Genomic DNA, 15,889 nt, shown 5'->3' with positions numbered 1-15,889 from the left:
CGGAACGCTGCGGCGACCCGTCGCAGCCGGCAGCCCCGACGCAGGCTGAGCGAGCCCGTAGAGACTACATCGGCAGCATTTTGCCCAGTTCCCCCGCCAGGTCGCGGATGAACTGCCAGGCCACGCGGCCTGAACGACCGCCACGCAGCTGCGCCCACTGCAGGGCGCGGCGTTCCAGGTCGGCGACGACCAGGCCGTAGGACCGCGCGTAGCTGGTCACCGCCTCGAGATAGGTCGCCTGGTCCATTGGTGGGAAGCCGATCCAGAGGCCGAAACGATCGGAGACGCTGACCTCTTCCTCGGCGTCCTCGGCCGTGGCGATCAGGCCGCGTTCCTCCCCGTGGGTCCGCGGCATCAGATGGCGACGGTTGGAGGTGGCGACAAACAGCACATTGGCGGGCGGTCCAGAGACCCCGCCCTCAAGGGCCGACTTCAGCGCCTTGGCCGCCGCGGCGCCTTCCTCGAAGGACAGGTCATCGCAGAGCACCACGAACCGCTCGGGGCGTTCGCGCAGGGTGTCGAACAGGGAGGGCAGGGCGGTGACTTCGTCGCGGTCCACCTCCACCAGCTTGAGGTCAGGGGTGTCGCCGGCCACGGCCATGAAGGCCGCCTTGGTCATTGAACTTTTCCCGGTCCCGCGCACGCCCCACAGCAGGACGTGGTTGGCGGGCAGCCCCCGGGTGAACCGCTCCAGGTTCTCCACGAAGCGCGCCTTCTGCTGGTCGACCCCGATCAGGGCCTCCAGGGGCAGGGCGTAGTCAGGGGCCGCATGGAAGGCGTGGGTGGCCGGATCATGCCGGAACAGCCGCGCGCCTTCAAAGGCCGGCGGGACGCGGGCGGGGGGCGCCAGGCGCTCCAGGGCGTTGGCGATACGTTCGAGAACGGGTTTCAGGTCTGAATCCATGGCGTTGGTGCTTAGCGGGCCTGCCGTTCCATTGCAAAACCGAGGGCGAACGCATAGCTTCCGCCGACTTGAAAACGGGCGGCTTTTCGCCGGCCCGACGACGAACTTCGGAGAGACCATGTTCGCCACCCCCGCCTTCGCTCAGACCGCAGGCGCCGCCGCCGGCGGCGGACCGACGGAAATGCTGATGCAGTTCCTGCCCCTCATCGGCCTGGTCGTGCTGTTTTACTTCCTGATGATCCGCCCGCAGCAGCAGCGGATGAAGGCTCACCAGGCGATGATCGCCGCCGTGAAACGCAACGACACGGTGGTGCTGAACTCCGGCGTCATCGGCAAGGTCGTACGCGTCGAGGACAAGGAAGTCGGCGTTGAGATCGCCCAGGGCGTCAACGTCAAGGTCGTCAAGACGATGATCTCCGACGTCCGGGCCAAGGGCGAACCCGCCCCGGCCAACGACTCCAAGGCCTGAGAACCCCGTAGATGATCGCTCCGTCGCGCTGGAGGACGATCGCCGTCCTGTTGTCGGTGATCTTCGGCCTCGTGTTCAGCCTGCCGAACGTGCTTCCTCAGAAGACGCTCGACAGCCTGCCGGGCTTTGTTCCGAAACAGAGGCTGAACCTCGGGCTCGACCTGCAGGGCGGCTCCTACCTCCTGCTGGAGGTCGACACCAACGCTCTGCGCGTGGAGAAGTTGACCAACCTGGTGGAGGACGTCCGCACCACCCTGCGCGAGGAGAAGATCGACTTCACCGACCTCGGCCAGGTCGGTGGGGCGGTCTCGGTGCGGATTACCGATCCGGCGCAGATGACGGCGGCCACCAACCTGCTGCGCAGGAGCGTGGGCGCGCCCCTGGCGGGCTCGACCACCGGCCGCGATGTCACCATCAACACCTCTGACGACCAGCGCATCGGCCTGGTCTTCTCCGAACAGGCCCTGGTGGCGGAGTCCGGCAAGGCGGTGGAGCAATCCATCGAGATTATCCGCCGACGCATCGATGAACTGGGCACCAAGGAGCCCGACATCCGCCGTCAGGGGATCGACCGCATCGTTGTCCAGGCACCGGGCGAGAGCGATCCCGAAAAGCTGAAGGACATCATCGGCCAGACCGCCAAGCTCACCTTCCAGATGGTGGACGACAGCGTCACCCCGGAGGAGGCCGCCGCGGGCCGCATCCCGCCCGGCTCTCAGGTGCTGCCCAGCGAAGAAGGCGGCGCCCTGCTGGTGAAGAAGCGCGCCCTGGTCACCGGCGAGATGCTTACGGACGCCAGTCAGGCTTTCGACTCCCAGACCGGCGAGGCGATCGTCAACTTCCGCTTCAACGGCCAAGGCGCGCGCAGGTTCGGCGACGCGACGGCCCAGAACCTCGGCAAGCGATTCGCCATCGTGCTGGACAACCGGGTCATCTCCGCCCCGGTGATCCAGAGCGCCATCACCGGCGGCTCTGGCCAGATCAGCGGGAACTTCACCCCGGAGAGCGCCAACAACCTGGCCATCCTGCTGCGGGCCGGCGCCCTGCCGGCGCCCCTCAGCGTCGAGCAGCAGCAGACCGTGGGCGCCGAACTGGGCGCCGACGCCGTTCAGGCGGGCAAGATTTCCACGGCCGTCGGCTTCATGGCGATCCTGGTCTTCATGCTGCTGTCCTACGGGTTCCTGTTCGGCGGGATTTCCGTGATCGCGCTGTTGGTCAACGGCCTGCTCATTGTCGCCACCCTGTCGGTCACCCAGGCCACCCTGACCCTGCCCGGCATCGCGGGCCTGATCCTCACCCTGGCCGTGGCCGTTGACGCCAATGTGCTGATCTACGAGCGCATGCGCGACGAGTTCAGGGCGGGGCGACCGGTGCTGTCGGCCATGGACGCGGGCTTCTCCCGCGCCATGACGACGATCATCGACGCCAACGTCACCACGATCCTGGCGGCCCTGATCATGTTCCAGTTCGGGTCCGGTCCGGTGCGAGGCTTCGCCTGGACCCTGTCCATCGGCGTCCTGACGTCCGTCTTCTCGGCGGTCGTTGTGACCCAGTTCCTGCTGTCGATCTGGTTCCGCAGGGTCCGCCCCAAGACCCTGCCGATCGTTTAGGGAGACGCAGACATGTCCAAGTACTGGCCTCTCATCAAGGTGCTCCCGATCAAGACGAACTTCCGGTTCGTCGCCTTCTCCCGCCTCGCGGCCATCGTCTCGGCGGTCGCGGTGGTGGTGTCGCTCGGCTTCACCCTGTTCCCCTTCCAGCCCCCCTGCGGCGGCCTGTCCTGCGGGATCGACTTCAAGGGCGGAACCTTGCTGGAAATCTCCACCGCCCCGAAGGCTGTGGATCTGAGCCTGGCGCGCAAGACGCTGGAGGCGCAGAATATCGGCGACGTTCAGGTCCAGGCCTTCGGCGAGCCGACCACGGCAATGATCCGCTTCCAGACGCCCGAGGGCGCCGCGCCCGCGGTGGCTGTGGACAAGGTCAGGGCCGCCCTGGTGGAGGCGCTCGGACCCGTCACTTTCCAGCGTGCGGACGTTGTGGGACCGAAGGTCTCGGGCGAGTTGCTCCAGAGCGGGCTCCTCGCCCTGGGCCTCGCGATCGGCCTTATGCTGCTCTACATCTGGTTCCGGTTCGAACTTCAGTTCGGCGTGGGCGCGGTCGTGGGTCTGTTCCACGACGTCATCCTGACCTTTGGTTTGATCGCGATCTTCAAGCTGGAGTTCAGCCTCACCACCATCGCCGCCATCCTGACCATCATCGGCTATTCGATGAACGACACCGTGGTGGTGTTCGACCGTCTTCGGGAGAACCTGCGCAAGTATAAGTCGATGCCGCTGGGCGAGGTGATCGACCTGTCGATCAACGAGACGCTGTCGCGGACGGTGATCACCGGCCTTACCGCTGTCCTGGCCCTCGGCGGCCTGGCGATCTTCGGTGGCCCGACCCTGCTGGCCTTCTCCCTGATCATGATCTTCGGGATCATCATCGGCACCTATTCCTCGATCTATGTCGCGGCGCCGGTGATCCTGCTCTGGGGCGTCAAGCGCGGCGACGAACCGGCCGAGCCCCTGAAGCCCGCCAACGCGCGGCCCTGAGGCCGTGGCCCGCGACGCCCCCTCCATCGACGCCTATGGCGACGGCGGGTTTCGGCTGTCGGGCGCACGCCACGAAGGCTCGGTGCTGATCGTCCAGGATCAAGCCCAGGCCTGGCCGGTGTCCGGCGTCGCCGATCTCACGCCCGAGAGCCTGTCGGCCATCCTGCGGGCCGGGTCGCGAGACGTGGAGTTCCTGCTGCTGGGCATGGGGGTCGCCAACGCCCTTCCGCCCAGGGCGGTGCGCGAAGCGCTCGCCAAAGCGGGCATCGGCCTGGAATTCATGGACACTCCGACCGCGGCGCGGATGTACAATGTGCTCACCGCCGAAGGTCGCCGGCTGGCCGCCGCCCTGATCGCCATCTAGGTCGGGCCGCTAGCAGCCCCGGTTGAAACCCCGTATAGCTGACGGTCAGGGCAGGAATCGTAGAGGCATACCCATGGCTGGACTACTCGCTAATCTTCGCAACACCATTCTCGTGAGCTGCGTGCTCGCGCTGATCATAATCGCAGGCTATTTCAGCCACTACGGCTCGGCCGACGCGATCTTCTTCCAGGCGGTGTTCCGCTTCCTCCATGTGCTGTTCGGCATCATGTGGATTGGCCTGCTGTACTACTTCAACTTCGTCCAGATCCCGCAGATGGCCCAGATCCCGGCTGAGCTGAAGCCGGCGGTCTCCAAGTACATCGCCCCGGCGGCGCTGTTCTGGTTCCGCTGGGCGGCGCTCTTCACCTGGGTGGCCGGCGTGATCCTGGCCATGAACCGCGGCTATCTGGTGGAAGCCTTCACCCTGGGCGCCACCGAGGGCTTCGCCAATGTCGGCCACATCTTCATCGGCATGGGCATGTGGCTCGCCACGGTGATGTTCATCAACGTCTGGGCCTTCATCTGGCCCAACCAGAAGATCGCCCTGGGCCTCGTGGAAGCTGACGCCGACGCCAAGGCCAAGGCCGGCCGCACAGCGATGCTGTTCTCCCGGACCAACACCCTGCTGTCGATCCCGATGCTGGTGACCATGACCATGAGCCAGACGCTCTTCGGCTAAGGCCTCGGGTCCATTACAATCGGAAGGCCCGCCTCAACCGGCGGGCCTTTTGCTTTTTGCGAACACCATGTCCGAAGACGACGCCCACGATCCGTACGATCTTGACGCCCTGGTGGGCCGCGTCGATCCCGACCGTTGGCTGTCCAGCCGCTTCATTCCGAACGGCGAGACCCGCGCCGACGTCGTCGCCCTCTACGCCTTCGACCATGAGTTGGCCCGGGCGCCCCGGGTCGCCTCCAATCCGCTGATGGGCGAGATCCGCCTGACCTGGTGGACCGAGGTGCTGGTCGAGGTGTTCGAGGGGCGCACGGTGCGCAAACATCCGACGGCGCTGGCGCTGGCCGCGGCCATCGGCCGCCACGGCCTGCCGCGTCCCCGTCTGGAGGCGATGATCGATGCCCGCTACCGCGAGCTCAGCGCCGAGCCTATGAAGCTGGGGGAGGCCCTGGAGTGGGCCGACGGCACGGCGGGCGCCGCCGCCGTCCTCGCCGCCCGGATGCTGGACCGCCACGCCGATGAGGATCAGGCCCTGGCCGGCGGCCGCGCCTGGGCTATCGGGCGGCTGATCGGCACGGCGGGTCTGGCCGGGCCCGATGTCGGGCCGATCCTCGACCGAGCCTTGAAGGACGCGGCTGGCCTGCCGGTGTCGGCCTTCCCGGCCATCGCCCACGCGACCCTGGCCCGCGTTCGCGCCAAGGGCCGAAGGCCTTCGGAGCTGGAAGCCCGGTTGCGTCTGTTCCTGGCCGTCGCGCGCGGCAGGGTCTGAGGCCTATTCGGCGGCGACCCGCGTTTCGCGCGTGACCCAGGTCTCCAGGTCCGCCAACGCCCGCTCGCCCACCGCCAGCTTCTTGCCGCGCGACTTTTCCTTGGCGCCCAGGCGGCGGCCGGTCTCGTCGCGCTTGGCGACCGCCTCGACCGGGGGCAGCAGACCGTAGTTGATGTTCATGGGCTGGAACGAGCCTTTGCCGCCCTCCAGATGCCCCCCGGTGATGTGACCGACCAGCGCCCCCATGGCCGTAGTGGCGGGCGGCGCCTCGATGGGCGCCCCAAGACGCTCGGCGGCGGCCAGGCGGCCGGCCAGCAGCCCCATGGCCGCGCTCTCCACATAGCCTTCGACGCCGGTCACCTGCCCGGCGAACCTCAGGCGGGGTTGCACTTTCAGGCGAAGCTGAGTGTCCAGCAGCTTGGGACTGTTGAGGAAGGTGTTGCGGTGCAGGCCGCCGAGCCGCGCGAACACAGCCTTCTCCAGGCCCGGAATGGTGCGGAAGATGTCGGTCTGGGCGCCATGCTTCAGCTTGGTTTGGAAGCCCACCATGTTCCACAGCGTACCCAGCGCATTGTCCTGCCGCAGCTGGACAATGGCGTAGGCCTTTTCCTGGGGATTGTGCTCGTTGGTCAGGCCCACGGGCTTCATGGGGCCGTGGCGCAGGGTCTCGCGACCCCGCTCGGCCATCACCTCGATGGGCAGGCAGCCGTCGAAATAGGGGACGTTCTCCCAGTCCTTGAACTCGCTCTTGGGCCCGGCCAGCAGAGCGTCGATGAAGGCCTCGTACTGGGCCTTGTCCAAGGGGCAGTTGATGTAGGCGGCCGCGTCGCCGCCGGGGCCTTCCTTGTCGTAGCGCGACTGCCGCCAGGCGACGCCCATGTCGATGGAGTCGAAATTGACGATGGGGGCGATGGCGTCGAAGAATGAAAGTTCACCCTCGCCGGTCAGGGACAGGATGGCGTCGGAGAGAGCCGGGGAGGTGAGGGGGCCGGTGGCCACGATCACGCTGTCCCAATCGGCGGGCGGCAGGCCGGCGACTTCCTCCCGCGCGATGGTCACGTTGGGATGGGCCTCCAGGCGGGCGGTGACCGCCTGGGAGAAACCGTCGCGGTCAACGGCCAGGGCGCCGCCGGCCGGCACCTGGTGGGCGTCGCCGCAGGACATGATGATGGAGTCCAGGCGGCGCATCTCGGCGTGCAGCAGGCCCACGGCGTTGGCGGTCCAGTCGTCGGCCCGGAAGGAGTTGGAACAGACCAGCTCCGCCAGGCCATCGGTATGGTGGGCGTCGGTGCCGCGCACCGGGCGCATCTCGTGCAGGACGACCGGCACGCCGGCCTGGGCGATCTGCCAGGCGGCTTCCGAACCGGCCAGGCCGCCGCCGATCACATGGACTGGGTCAATCTTGGTGCTCATCCGTGGCTAAGTAGCAACGATTGCGCCGGATCGCGAGGGAGGCCTTGCGGCGCAAGAGCCGCAACCGCAAAGATCGCAGCCAAAGGGGCGGCCGACTCGTTTGGTGTTCCAGACGGACGGCCAGAGGACAGACATGACCAAGTTTTCGCCGAGCGAGTCGGCGCTGGAAGGCTTCAGGATCACGCGCGAACGGCCAGGAACGATCCTGGCCTGGAGCCTGGTCTACTTCCTCGGCATCATGGTGATCGCCATGATCATGGTCATGGCGCTAGGCCCGGACTTCATCAAGTTCGTGCAGAACGGCGGCCTGGAGTCCGGGGACGCCGGCGCCTACGGCTCGGTGTTGCGGCAGCATCAGTTCGCGTTTCTGGCCATCATCGTCATCTCGATCTTCCTGCTCTCCGTCCTGATGGGCGGGATCTACCGGCTGGCATTGCGCCCGTCGGAAAAGGGCATCGCCCACCTGAGGCTGGGCGCTGACGAACTGCGGCTGACCATCGTCAATCTGGCGCTCTTCTCGGTGGGGGTGCTGTTTCTGGTGCTCGCCTTCGGCGCGGCCAGCCTGGGCGGTCCCTTCGGCGTGGTGGTCAGCCTGGGGCTGGCCGGGGCCATGATCTGGGCTGGGGTGCGCCTGCTGCTGGCCACACCCATGACCTTTGCCGAACATCGCATCGCGATCTTCGACTCCTGGCGGCTCACCAAGGGCCACTTCTGGAGCCTGTTCGGGATGACCATATTGGCCATCATCTTCTACATCATGGTCTGGCTGCTGTTCAGCATCATCAGCTACGCCACCGTGGCCATCGCCGGCGGCAACGCGGCCATCGCCAACCCCAGCAACCTGGCGCCGCTCGCCATCGTGGCCTTCATCGCCACCCTGATGGTGCAACTGTTGCTGCCCATCCTGCAGGTGGTGATGATCTATTCGCCCCTGGCCGAAGCCTATCGCGAACTGACGGGTGCTCCGCGGGGCTAGAGCGGGACAGCCTGACGTGGAGGCCGGTTCAGGCGACCGTCACGCTCTCACTAAGGACTCTACCCCACGGAGCGATCGCATCAGGCGTTGGCGCTGGGCCGGGCGGTGACCCGATCGTGCCAGGCTTTCAGGTGCTCGAACTCTGGCTCCATCGGCAGGCCGATCCATTCGGCGAAGTCGACGGTGGAAAGCAGGCAGATGTCGGCCATGGTGTAGGTGTCGCCCACCACGAACTGGTGACCCTCCAGCTCGCGGTCCAGGTATTTCTGCGCGCCCTTGTAGGTCTCGGCGTTGGACTCGCCGAAGTCCTTGAACTGGGTCAGCAGGGCCGCCGTGCGCGGGTGGGCGTGGCGCCAGTACATGCCGACGGGCGTCATCACGGTGAACTCGACCCGGCGGATCCACTGGTCCACCAGGGCGCGCTCCACCGCCGTCGTGCCGAACAGCGGCGGCTCGGGATTGGTCTCTTCCAGATAGCGGCAGATGGCGACGGTTTCAGAGATCGTCGTGCCGTCGTCAAGCTCGAGGGTAGGGAGCTGGCCCAGGGAGTTCTTGGCGCGGAATTCCGGGCTCTTGTGCTCACGCTTCATCATGTTGACCGGGGTCTCAGGCAGGTCGATGCCCTTCTCAGCCAGGAAGATGCGCACGCGGCGGGGATTGGGGGCGGGGTTCGGCGCGCCGTAGAGCTTCATGGGTCGACTCCAATGATCAAAACAATGAACGACGCTATTTCAAACGAATGTTTGAGGGAAGCCTAAGCGTTTACCAGCTTCTTCACGCGGGCCTTGCGGCGGTCCTCGTGGCGCTTGAGGACCTCGGCGAGGTAGCGGCCGGTCCAGCTCTTGGAATTGGCGGCCACCTGTTCCGGCGTGCCCTGGGCCACGATCTCGCCGCCGCCGTCGCCGCCCTCGGGCCCGAAGTCCACGATCCAGTCGGCGGTCTTCACGACGTCGAGATTGTGCTCGATGACCACCATGGTGTTGCCCTGGTCAGCCAGCTCATGAAGCACCTCCAGCAGCTTCTTCACGTCCTCGAAGTGCAGGCCCGTGGTGGGTTCGTCCAGGATGTAGAGGGTCTTGCCGGTGGCCTTGCGCGACAGCTCCTTGGACAGCTTCACCCGCTGGGCCTCGCCGCCGGAGAGGGTGGTGGCCGACTGCCCGACCTGGACATAGCCCAGGCCCACCTTCTTCAGCGTGTCCATCTTGTCGCGCACCGGCGGCACGGCCTTGAAGAAGTCGGCGGCCTCCTCGACGGTCATGTCCAGGACGTCGGAGATCGACTTGCCCTTGAACAGCACTTCCAGGGTTTCGCGGTTGTAGCGCTTGCCGTGGCAGACGTCGCAGGTGACGTAGACGTCGGGCAAAAAGTGCATCTCGATCTTGATGACGCCGTCGCCCTGGCAGGCCTCGCAGCGGCCGCCCTTGACGTTGAAGCTGAAGCGGCCCGGCCCATAGCCTCGCGCCTTGGACTCCGGGAGCCCCGCGAACCAGTCGCGGATCGGCTGGAAGGCGCCGGTATAGGTGGCGGGGTTGGAGCGCGGCGTGCGGCCGATGGGCGACTGGTCGATGTCGATGACCTTGTCGAACATTTCCAGCCCCTCGATGCGGTCGTGGGGGGCCGGCGCGTCCGAGGCGTTGTGCAGGCGCCGCGCCGCGGCCTTGTAGAGGGTCTCGATGGTGAAGGTCGACTTGCCGCCCCCCGACACCCCGGTGATGCAGGTGAAGGTCCCGGCCGGGATCTCGCCGGTGACATTCTTCAGGTTGTTGCCCGTGGCGCCAATGACGCGCAGCACCTTCTTCTTGGAGATCGCGCGACGGTCCTGGGGAACCTCGATCTCGCGCGCGCCCGACAGGTATTGGCCGGTGATGCTCTTGGGGTTGGCCATCACCTGGGCGGCGGTGCCCTCGGCGATGATCTGGCCGCCGTGAATGCCGGCCGCGGGACCCATGTCGATGACATAGTCGGCGGTCATGATCGCCTCCTCGTCATGTTCCACCACCAGGACGGAGTTGCCGAGGTCGCGCAGGCCCTTGAGGCTGGTGAGCAGCCGGGTGTTGTCGCGCTGGTGCAGGCCAATGCTGGGCTCGTCCAGCACGTAGAGCACGCCGGTCAGGCCCGAGCCGATCTGGCTGGCCAGGCGGATGCGCTGGCTCTCGCCGCCCGACAGCGTGCCCGAAGCGCGGCTGAGGTTGAGATAGTCCAGCCCGACGTTCACCAGGAAGCGCAGGCGATCATTGATCTCCTTCAGGATCCGGCGCGCGATCTCCATCTGCTTGTCGGTGAGGCTGCTCTCCAGCGCGGTGAACCACTCCTCGGCGTGGCGGATGGACAGGCGCGAAACCTGCCCCACATGCTGGCCCGCGATCTTCACCGCCAGGCTCTCGGGCTTCAGGCGATAGCCTTCGCAGGCTTCGCAGGGGGTCTCAGACTGATAGCGGCCCAGCTCCTCACGCACCCAGGCGCTGTCGGTTTCCCGCCAGCGGCGCTCCAGGTTCGGCAGGACGCCCTCGAAGGTCTTGTTGACCTCGTACTTCCGGGCGTTGTCGTCATAGACGAACTTGATCTTGTCGGTCCCCGATCCGTAGAGGACCACCTTCCTGGCCTGCTCCGGCAGGTTCCAGAAGGGCTCGTCCATCGAGAAGCCGTAGTGCCGCGAGAGGGCCTGCAAGGTCTGGGTGTAGAGGGGCGAGGGGCCCTTGGACCACGGCGCGATGGCGCCCTTGTGCAGGGACTTGTCCTTGTCGGGCACGATGGTGTCGGCGTCGAAGGCCAGCTTCATCCCCAGGCCGTCGCAGACCGGGCAGGCGCCGTAGGGGTTGTTGAACGAGAACAGCCGCGGCTCGATCTCGCTGATGGTGAAGCCCGAGACCGGACAGGCGAACTTCTCGGAAAACAGCAGGCGGCGGGGTTCAGCCTCGCCCTCGGCCTTGTCGGCCCACTCGGCCACGGCGATGCCGTCGGCGAGCTTGAGCGCGGTCTCCAGGCTGTCGGCGTAGCGGCCCTCGAGACCGGCCTTGGTCACGAGCCGGTCCACCACGATGTCGATGTCGTGCTTGAACTTCTTGTCCAGCACCGGGGCGTCCTCGATGGGGAAGAACTCCCCGTCGATCTTCAGCCGCTGGAAGCCGGCCCGCTGCCACTCGGCGATCTCCTTGCGGTACTCGCCCTTGCGGCCGCGGATCACCGGGGCCAGCAGATAGAGGCGCTCGCCCTCGGGCAGGGCCGTCAGCTTGTCGACCATCATGGAGACGGTCTGGCTCTCGATGGGCAGGCCGGTGGCCGGCGAGTAGGGCACGCCGACGCGGGCCCACAGCAGGCGCATGTAGTCGTGAATCTCGGTGACCGTGCCGACCGTGGAGCGCGGATTGCGGCTGGTGGTCTTCTGCTCGATGGAGATGGCCGGCGACAGGCCCTCGATCAGGTCCACGTCGGGCTTGGACATCAGCTCCAGGAACTGGCGGGCATAGGCTGACAGGCTCTCGACATAGCGCCGCTGACCCTCGGCATAGATGGTGTCAAAGGCCAGCGAGCTCTTTCCAGACCCCGACAGCCCGGTGATCACCACCAGCTCGCCGCGCGGAATGTCTACGCTGACGTCTTTCAGATTGTGCTCACGCGCGCCGCGCACGCGGATGAAGTTCAGCTGTTCGGCCATGTTGTCCTGAAACGCTCGTCACCCGCCGAGGGTCTCGACGGGACCGCTTAATGTAGTGAACGGACTCACGGATAACATGGGAACAATCGGGGAACAAACGTCGCGGAGACACCGGTTTCCACGCCGCCGTGAGTGCGCGCGGAGTTTAACGCGTCAGCTGCCAGAATCTGTCAGCAGCGATCACTTGGCCGTGCGGGCGTCGGCGGCGGCCTTGAGGACGCGCAGGGCGTTGCCGCCCCAGACCTTGGCCACGTCGTCCCTGGAATAGCCGGCCGCGATCAGGCGCTCGGTGATCCTGGGATAGTCAGTGACGTCCTCCAGGCCCGCGATGCCGCCGCCGCCGTCGAAGTCGCCCGAGACGCCCACATGGTCGACGCCCGCCACCTCGATGGCGTGCAGCATGTGCTTCATGAAGTCGTCGAGGTTGGCGCGGGGCATGGGCCACTTGGCGTCGATGGCCTTGCGCCCTTCGAGGAAGGCCTTGCGCTGGGCCGGCGTCATGTCCCGGCCGCTGGCGCCGACGGACTTCATCAGGTCGGCCATGGCCGCGTCCCGCTCGGGGATCTTGGGCTGGGCCACCATGTAGTTGGAGAAGGCGTTGATCTGGATGACCCCGCCCTTTGCGGCCAGGGCTTTCAGCCTGGTGTCGTCGATGTTGCGGGGGTGGTCGAAGATGGCCTTCAGGCCTGAGTGCGACAGGATCAGCGGGGTGGTGGAGAGCGCGATCATCTGGTCCAGCACCTCGTCCGAGGCATGACTGGCGTCCAGCACAACGCCCAGTCGATTGGCCTCGGCGACGAAGGCTTTCCCCTTGGCGCTCAAGCCGTTCCACTCCTTGCCCTTGGGGTCGGTGGAGGAGTCGCCGAGGTCGTTGTTCATGAAGTGGATGGGCCCCATCATGCGGACGCCCAGGGTGTAGAAGGTCGCCATCAGGGTGAGGTCGGCCTCCACCGGCTGGCTGTTCTCCATGCTGATGAAGACCACCTTCTTGCCCGCCGCGACGATGGGGGCGGCCTCCTCGGCCTTGGTGGCCAGGGCGAACTTTGCGCCGTGCTTGGCCACCATCTGGTGGATCTCCACGGCCCGCAGCAGGGCGGCGTCGCGGGCCTTGGCGTCGCCTTCGGGGGTGCGGGCGCCCTGGGGGGTGAAGATGGCGAAGAAGCCGCCGTCGACACCGCCCTCCACCATGCGCGGATAGTCCACCTGGCTGCCGTCGGCCTCCACCGAATGGCGGTCCATGATGTCCCAGCCGGGGCGATGGAAGTTGGCCGGGGTGTCGAAGTGGGTGTCCAGCACGATGGCCGCCTTGTGGGCCTCGGCGGCGGGGGTGGCCGACAGCGCGGGCAGGGCGCAGGAGGCCCACAGGATCGCGAGCGGAACGGTCAAACGGTGCAAGGCGGCTCTCCCAACTGAAGGCCCCGAGCCTTCGCCGTTCCGAGGCTCAAGGCAAGGCTCAAGCCGCGTCGTGGAAGATGATCCCGAGGGTATGGCGCTGACCGCTCCGCAGGCGGCTGACACCGTGGCGCATGCTCACGCGATAGGCGCCGCGGGTCCCCTGGACCGGGCGGTGGTGGACGGCGAAGACCACGGCGTCGCCCTGCCTCAGGGGCACGACCTCGGCGCGGGACTGCATGCGAGGCCGTTGTTCCGTCAGGACAAATTCGCCGCCGGTGAAGTCCTGGCCGGGCTCCGACAGCAGGACGGCGACCTGCAGGGGGAAGACGTGCTCGCCGTAGAGGTCCTGGTGCAGGCAGTTGTAGTCGCCGGGGCCGTACTGGAGCAGCAGCGGGGTGGGGCGGACCTGGCCGGCGGCGTGGCAGCGGGCGAGGAATTCCTTGTGTTGCAAGGGGTAGCGCACGTCGATGCCCATGGTCTCGTTCCAGCGGTTGGCGATGTCCACCAGCTGGGGGTAGAGGGCCGCGCGGAGGGCCTGGACGGGGTCCGGGAGGGGGTGGCTGAAGTAGCGGTACTCGCCCTGGCCAAAGCCGTGGCGGCCCATGACCACCCGGCTGCGGAAGCCCTCTTCGCGGGGGTAGAGGGCGGCCAGGTCGCGGCAGGCGGCCGGGGTCAGGAGGCCGGGGAGGACGGCGCAGCCGTAGCGGTCGAGGTCGGACATGTCGGTGGTCATGGATGGAGGAGTCGGGGCTTTCGCAGGCGCGCTCAAGGGGTCGCGGGGATGCCGGGTCCGGATTGCGCGAGGCCGGGGCGGGGCCTATATCGGGCGCTCAGAAGGAGCCTGACGACCATGCGCATGCCGACGGAACAGAGCCTCGTCCGCAACGCCAACGCCCCCAAGGTCGCCCATGCCCGCCCATCTGACACTCGAGCGTCTTTCGTACGCAACGCCTGACGGCGTAAGCCTTTTCGACAATCTGAACCTCGCCTTCGGAGCCGAACGCACCGGCCTTGTCGGGCGCAACGGCGTGGGCAAGACCACGCTGCTGCGGCTGATCACCGGGGAGCTGACACCGGTGTCAGGTTCCGTGGCCGTTCGCGGCGCGATCGGGGTGCTGCGCCAGGCGATGAGCCCGCCCGACGGGGCCACGGTCGCCGACCTGCTGGGGGTGCGGGCCGACATTGACCGACAAGTGCGCATCGAGGAGTCGCGCGGTACCGAGGACGACTTCGCCAACGCCTTGTGGGACTTGGAGTCGCGCATCGAGCAGGCCCTGGCGGCGGTGGGCATGGGCAGCCAACATGTGGACCGCGAGGCCGCCACCCTGAGCGGTGGGGAGGCCACGCGCCTGGCCCTGGCCGGGCTGCTGATCACCCAGCCCGACCTGATCCTGCTGGACGAACCCACCAACAACCTGGACGCCGAGGCCCGGGCGATGGTGGCGCGCGTGCTGGCCGGCTGGAAGGGCGGCGCCATCGTGATCAGCCACGACCGCGCCCTGCTGCGGGAGATGGACCGCATCGTCGAGCTGTCGGGCCTGGGCGCCAAGGTCTATGGCGGAAACTACGACCTCTATCTGGAGCGCAAGGCCCAGGAGGCGGCGGCCGCCGAGCAGGGGCTGGCCAGCGCCGAGCGCACGGTGGCGAGGGTCGCCCGCGAGGCCCAGGGGGCGCGGGAGAAGAAGGCGCGGCGCGACGCGGCTGGCAAGCGGTTCGCAGCCTCCGGCAGTGCGCCGATGATCCTGCTGGGGGCCATGGCCGAGCGGGCGGAAAACTCCGGCGCGCGCGAGGGGCGGCTGGCGGAGAAGCTGGCGGAACAGGCCGGTGCCGAACTGGCCGAGGCGCAAGGCCGGGTGGAGCGGCTGCGGCGGCTGGCCTTCGACTTGCCGCCGTCAGGGCTGGCGGCGGGCAAGGGGGTGCTGGCCTTCGAGGAGGTGACCTTCGCCCATCGCGGCGGGCCGGTGCTGGCCTTCGACGTCCGCATGACCGGGCCCGAGCGGGTGGCGGTGACAGGCGCGAACGGGGCGGGCAAGACGACCCTGATCCGGCTGGCGACCGGCGAGCTGGCACCCGCGTCCGGGCGGGTGAGCCTCGGCGTGCGGGCCGCGCTGCTGGACCAGAAGACGGCGATGCTGGAGGACGACGAGACCCTGGTGGCGGCGTTCCGGCGGCTCAATCCGACGGCGAGCGACAATGGCGCGCGCGCCGCCCTGGCGCGGTTCCTGTTCCGCAATGTGGCGGGCGACAAGCGGGTGGGGTCACTCAGCGGCGGCGAGCGGCTGCGGGCGGCGTTGGCCTGCGTGCTGTGCGCGGAGGCTCCGCCGCAGCTGCTGATCCTGGACGAGCCCAGCAATCACCTGGACCTGGACTCGCTGGCGGCGATAGAGGCAGCGCTGCGGGGCTATGACGGGGCGATCCTGGTGGTGAGCCACGACCGGGATTTCCTGGCGGCGATCGGGGTGGCGCGGGAGGTACGTCTTCCTCCCCTGTAGCGAAGCGTACGGGGGAGGGGGACCGCCCGAAGGGTGGTGGAGGGGGCGAGCGGCAGGCTCGGCGCCCGGTCGCGGGGGGGGGGGGGGGGGGGGGGGGGGGGGGGGGGGGGGGGGGGGGGGGGGGGGGGGGGGGGGGGGGGGGGGGGGGGGGGGGGGGGGGGGGGGGGGGGGGGGGGGGGGGG

14 protein-coding genes are annotated in these 15,889 nt (G+C 67.7%); 8 read left to right on the top strand and 6 right to left on the bottom strand.

Translation table 11 applies throughout. The annotated features are described in order from the left end of the window. Positions 1-64: 64 nt before the first annotated feature. Positions 65-904: an ATP-binding protein gene (locus tag Q8N10_RS13735; RefSeq protein ID WP_304779436.1), complete on the bottom strand. Its 840-nt coding sequence runs from the start codon at positions 902-904 to the stop codon at positions 65-67. A 118-nt stretch (positions 905-1,022) separates the two neighbouring features. Here Q8N10_RS13735 and yajC point away from each other — a divergent pair, with 118 nt between their 5' ends. The 6 genes from yajC (at position 1,023) to Q8N10_RS13705 (ending at position 5,776) form a co-directional block, all read left to right on the top strand. Continuing rightward, positions 1,023-1,373 carry a preprotein translocase subunit YajC gene (yajC, locus tag Q8N10_RS13730; protein ID WP_304779438.1) on the top strand — a complete coding sequence of 117 codons (351 nt, stop codon included), beginning with the start codon at positions 1,023-1,025 and terminating at the stop codon, positions 1,371-1,373. A gap of 11 nt (positions 1,374-1,384) precedes the next feature. After that, positions 1,385-2,983 (top strand): protein translocase subunit SecD, encoded by a 1,599-nt coding sequence (gene secD, locus Q8N10_RS13725; protein ID WP_304779441.1) that lies wholly within the window; start codon positions 1,385-1,387, stop codon positions 2,981-2,983. Positions 2,984-2,995: 12 nt separating this feature from the next. Then, the gene (gene secF / locus Q8N10_RS13720) at positions 2,996-3,967 is read left to right on the top strand and encodes a protein translocase subunit SecF (protein ID WP_304779444.1); all 972 of its coding nucleotides are present in this window, start codon (positions 2,996-2,998) and stop codon (positions 3,965-3,967) included. Positions 3,968-3,971: 4 nt separating this feature from the next. After that, on the top strand, positions 3,972-4,331 hold the full coding sequence (locus Q8N10_RS13715; protein WP_304779446.1) for an Mth938-like domain-containing protein: 360 nt from the start codon (positions 3,972-3,974) through the stop codon (positions 4,329-4,331). Positions 4,332-4,404: 73 nt separating this feature from the next. Continuing rightward, positions 4,405-5,010 carry a urate hydroxylase PuuD gene (locus Q8N10_RS13710; RefSeq protein WP_304779448.1) on the top strand — a complete coding sequence of 202 codons (606 nt, stop codon included), beginning with the start codon at positions 4,405-4,407 and terminating at the stop codon, positions 5,008-5,010. A 67-nt stretch (positions 5,011-5,077) separates the two neighbouring features. Beyond that, a complete protein-coding gene (locus Q8N10_RS13705; RefSeq protein WP_304779450.1) occupies positions 5,078-5,776 on the top strand; it encodes a squalene/phytoene synthase family protein in 699 nt (232 codons plus the stop codon). Positions 5,777-5,779: 3 nt separating this feature from the next. On the opposite strand, the gene trmFO is transcribed toward Q8N10_RS13705, so the two are convergent. Further along, positions 5,780-7,189: a methylenetetrahydrofolate--tRNA-(uracil(54)-C(5))-methyltransferase (FADH(2)-oxidizing) TrmFO gene (gene trmFO, locus Q8N10_RS13700; protein ID WP_304779452.1), complete on the bottom strand. Its 1,410-nt coding sequence runs from the start codon at positions 7,187-7,189 to the stop codon at positions 5,780-5,782. Between the two features lie 133 nt (positions 7,190-7,322). Here trmFO and Q8N10_RS13695 point away from each other — a divergent pair, with 133 nt between their 5' ends. After that, positions 7,323-8,165: a hypothetical protein gene (locus Q8N10_RS13695; RefSeq protein WP_304779454.1), complete on the top strand. Its 843-nt coding sequence runs from the start codon at positions 7,323-7,325 to the stop codon at positions 8,163-8,165. 80 nt (positions 8,166-8,245) lie between these two features. Here the strand turns inward: Q8N10_RS13695 and Q8N10_RS13690 are convergent, their stop codons facing one another. The 4 genes from Q8N10_RS13690 to Q8N10_RS13675 all read right to left on the bottom strand — a co-directional run bounded on the left by Q8N10_RS13690 (position 8,246) and on the right by Q8N10_RS13675 (position 13,936). After that, a complete protein-coding gene (locus Q8N10_RS13690) occupies positions 8,246-8,857 on the bottom strand; it encodes a glutathione S-transferase family protein (protein WP_304779457.1) in 612 nt (203 codons plus the stop codon). A gap of 62 nt (positions 8,858-8,919) precedes the next feature. Further along, positions 8,920-11,820: an excinuclease ABC subunit UvrA gene (gene uvrA / locus Q8N10_RS13685; RefSeq protein ID WP_305663940.1), complete on the bottom strand. Its 2,901-nt coding sequence runs from the start codon at positions 11,818-11,820 to the stop codon at positions 8,920-8,922. 180 nt (positions 11,821-12,000) lie between these two features. Then, positions 12,001-13,215, bottom strand: coding sequence for a dipeptidase (locus Q8N10_RS13680; RefSeq protein WP_304779462.1), 1,215 nt, complete (start codon positions 13,213-13,215; stop codon positions 12,001-12,003). A 58-nt stretch (positions 13,216-13,273) separates the two neighbouring features. Continuing rightward, a complete protein-coding gene (locus tag Q8N10_RS13675) occupies positions 13,274-13,936 on the bottom strand; it encodes a 2OG-Fe(II) oxygenase (protein ID WP_304779464.1) in 663 nt (220 codons plus the stop codon). Positions 13,937-14,123: 187 nt separating this feature from the next. Between Q8N10_RS13675 and Q8N10_RS13670 the strand changes: the two genes are divergently transcribed. Continuing rightward, a complete protein-coding gene (locus tag Q8N10_RS13670; protein ID WP_304779467.1) occupies positions 14,124-15,707 on the top strand; it encodes an ABC-F family ATP-binding cassette domain-containing protein in 1,584 nt (527 codons plus the stop codon). The last annotated feature ends 182 nt before the right edge of the window (positions 15,708-15,889 follow it).

The organism is Phenylobacterium sp. (assembly GCF_030693625.1).
In the GTDB taxonomy this organism is placed as follows: domain Bacteria; phylum Pseudomonadota; class Alphaproteobacteria; order Caulobacterales; family Caulobacteraceae; genus Phenylobacterium; species Phenylobacterium ferrooxidans.
The sequence above is the reverse complement of the archived record's forward strand: the minus strand, read 5'-3'. Positions and strand labels throughout refer to the sequence as shown.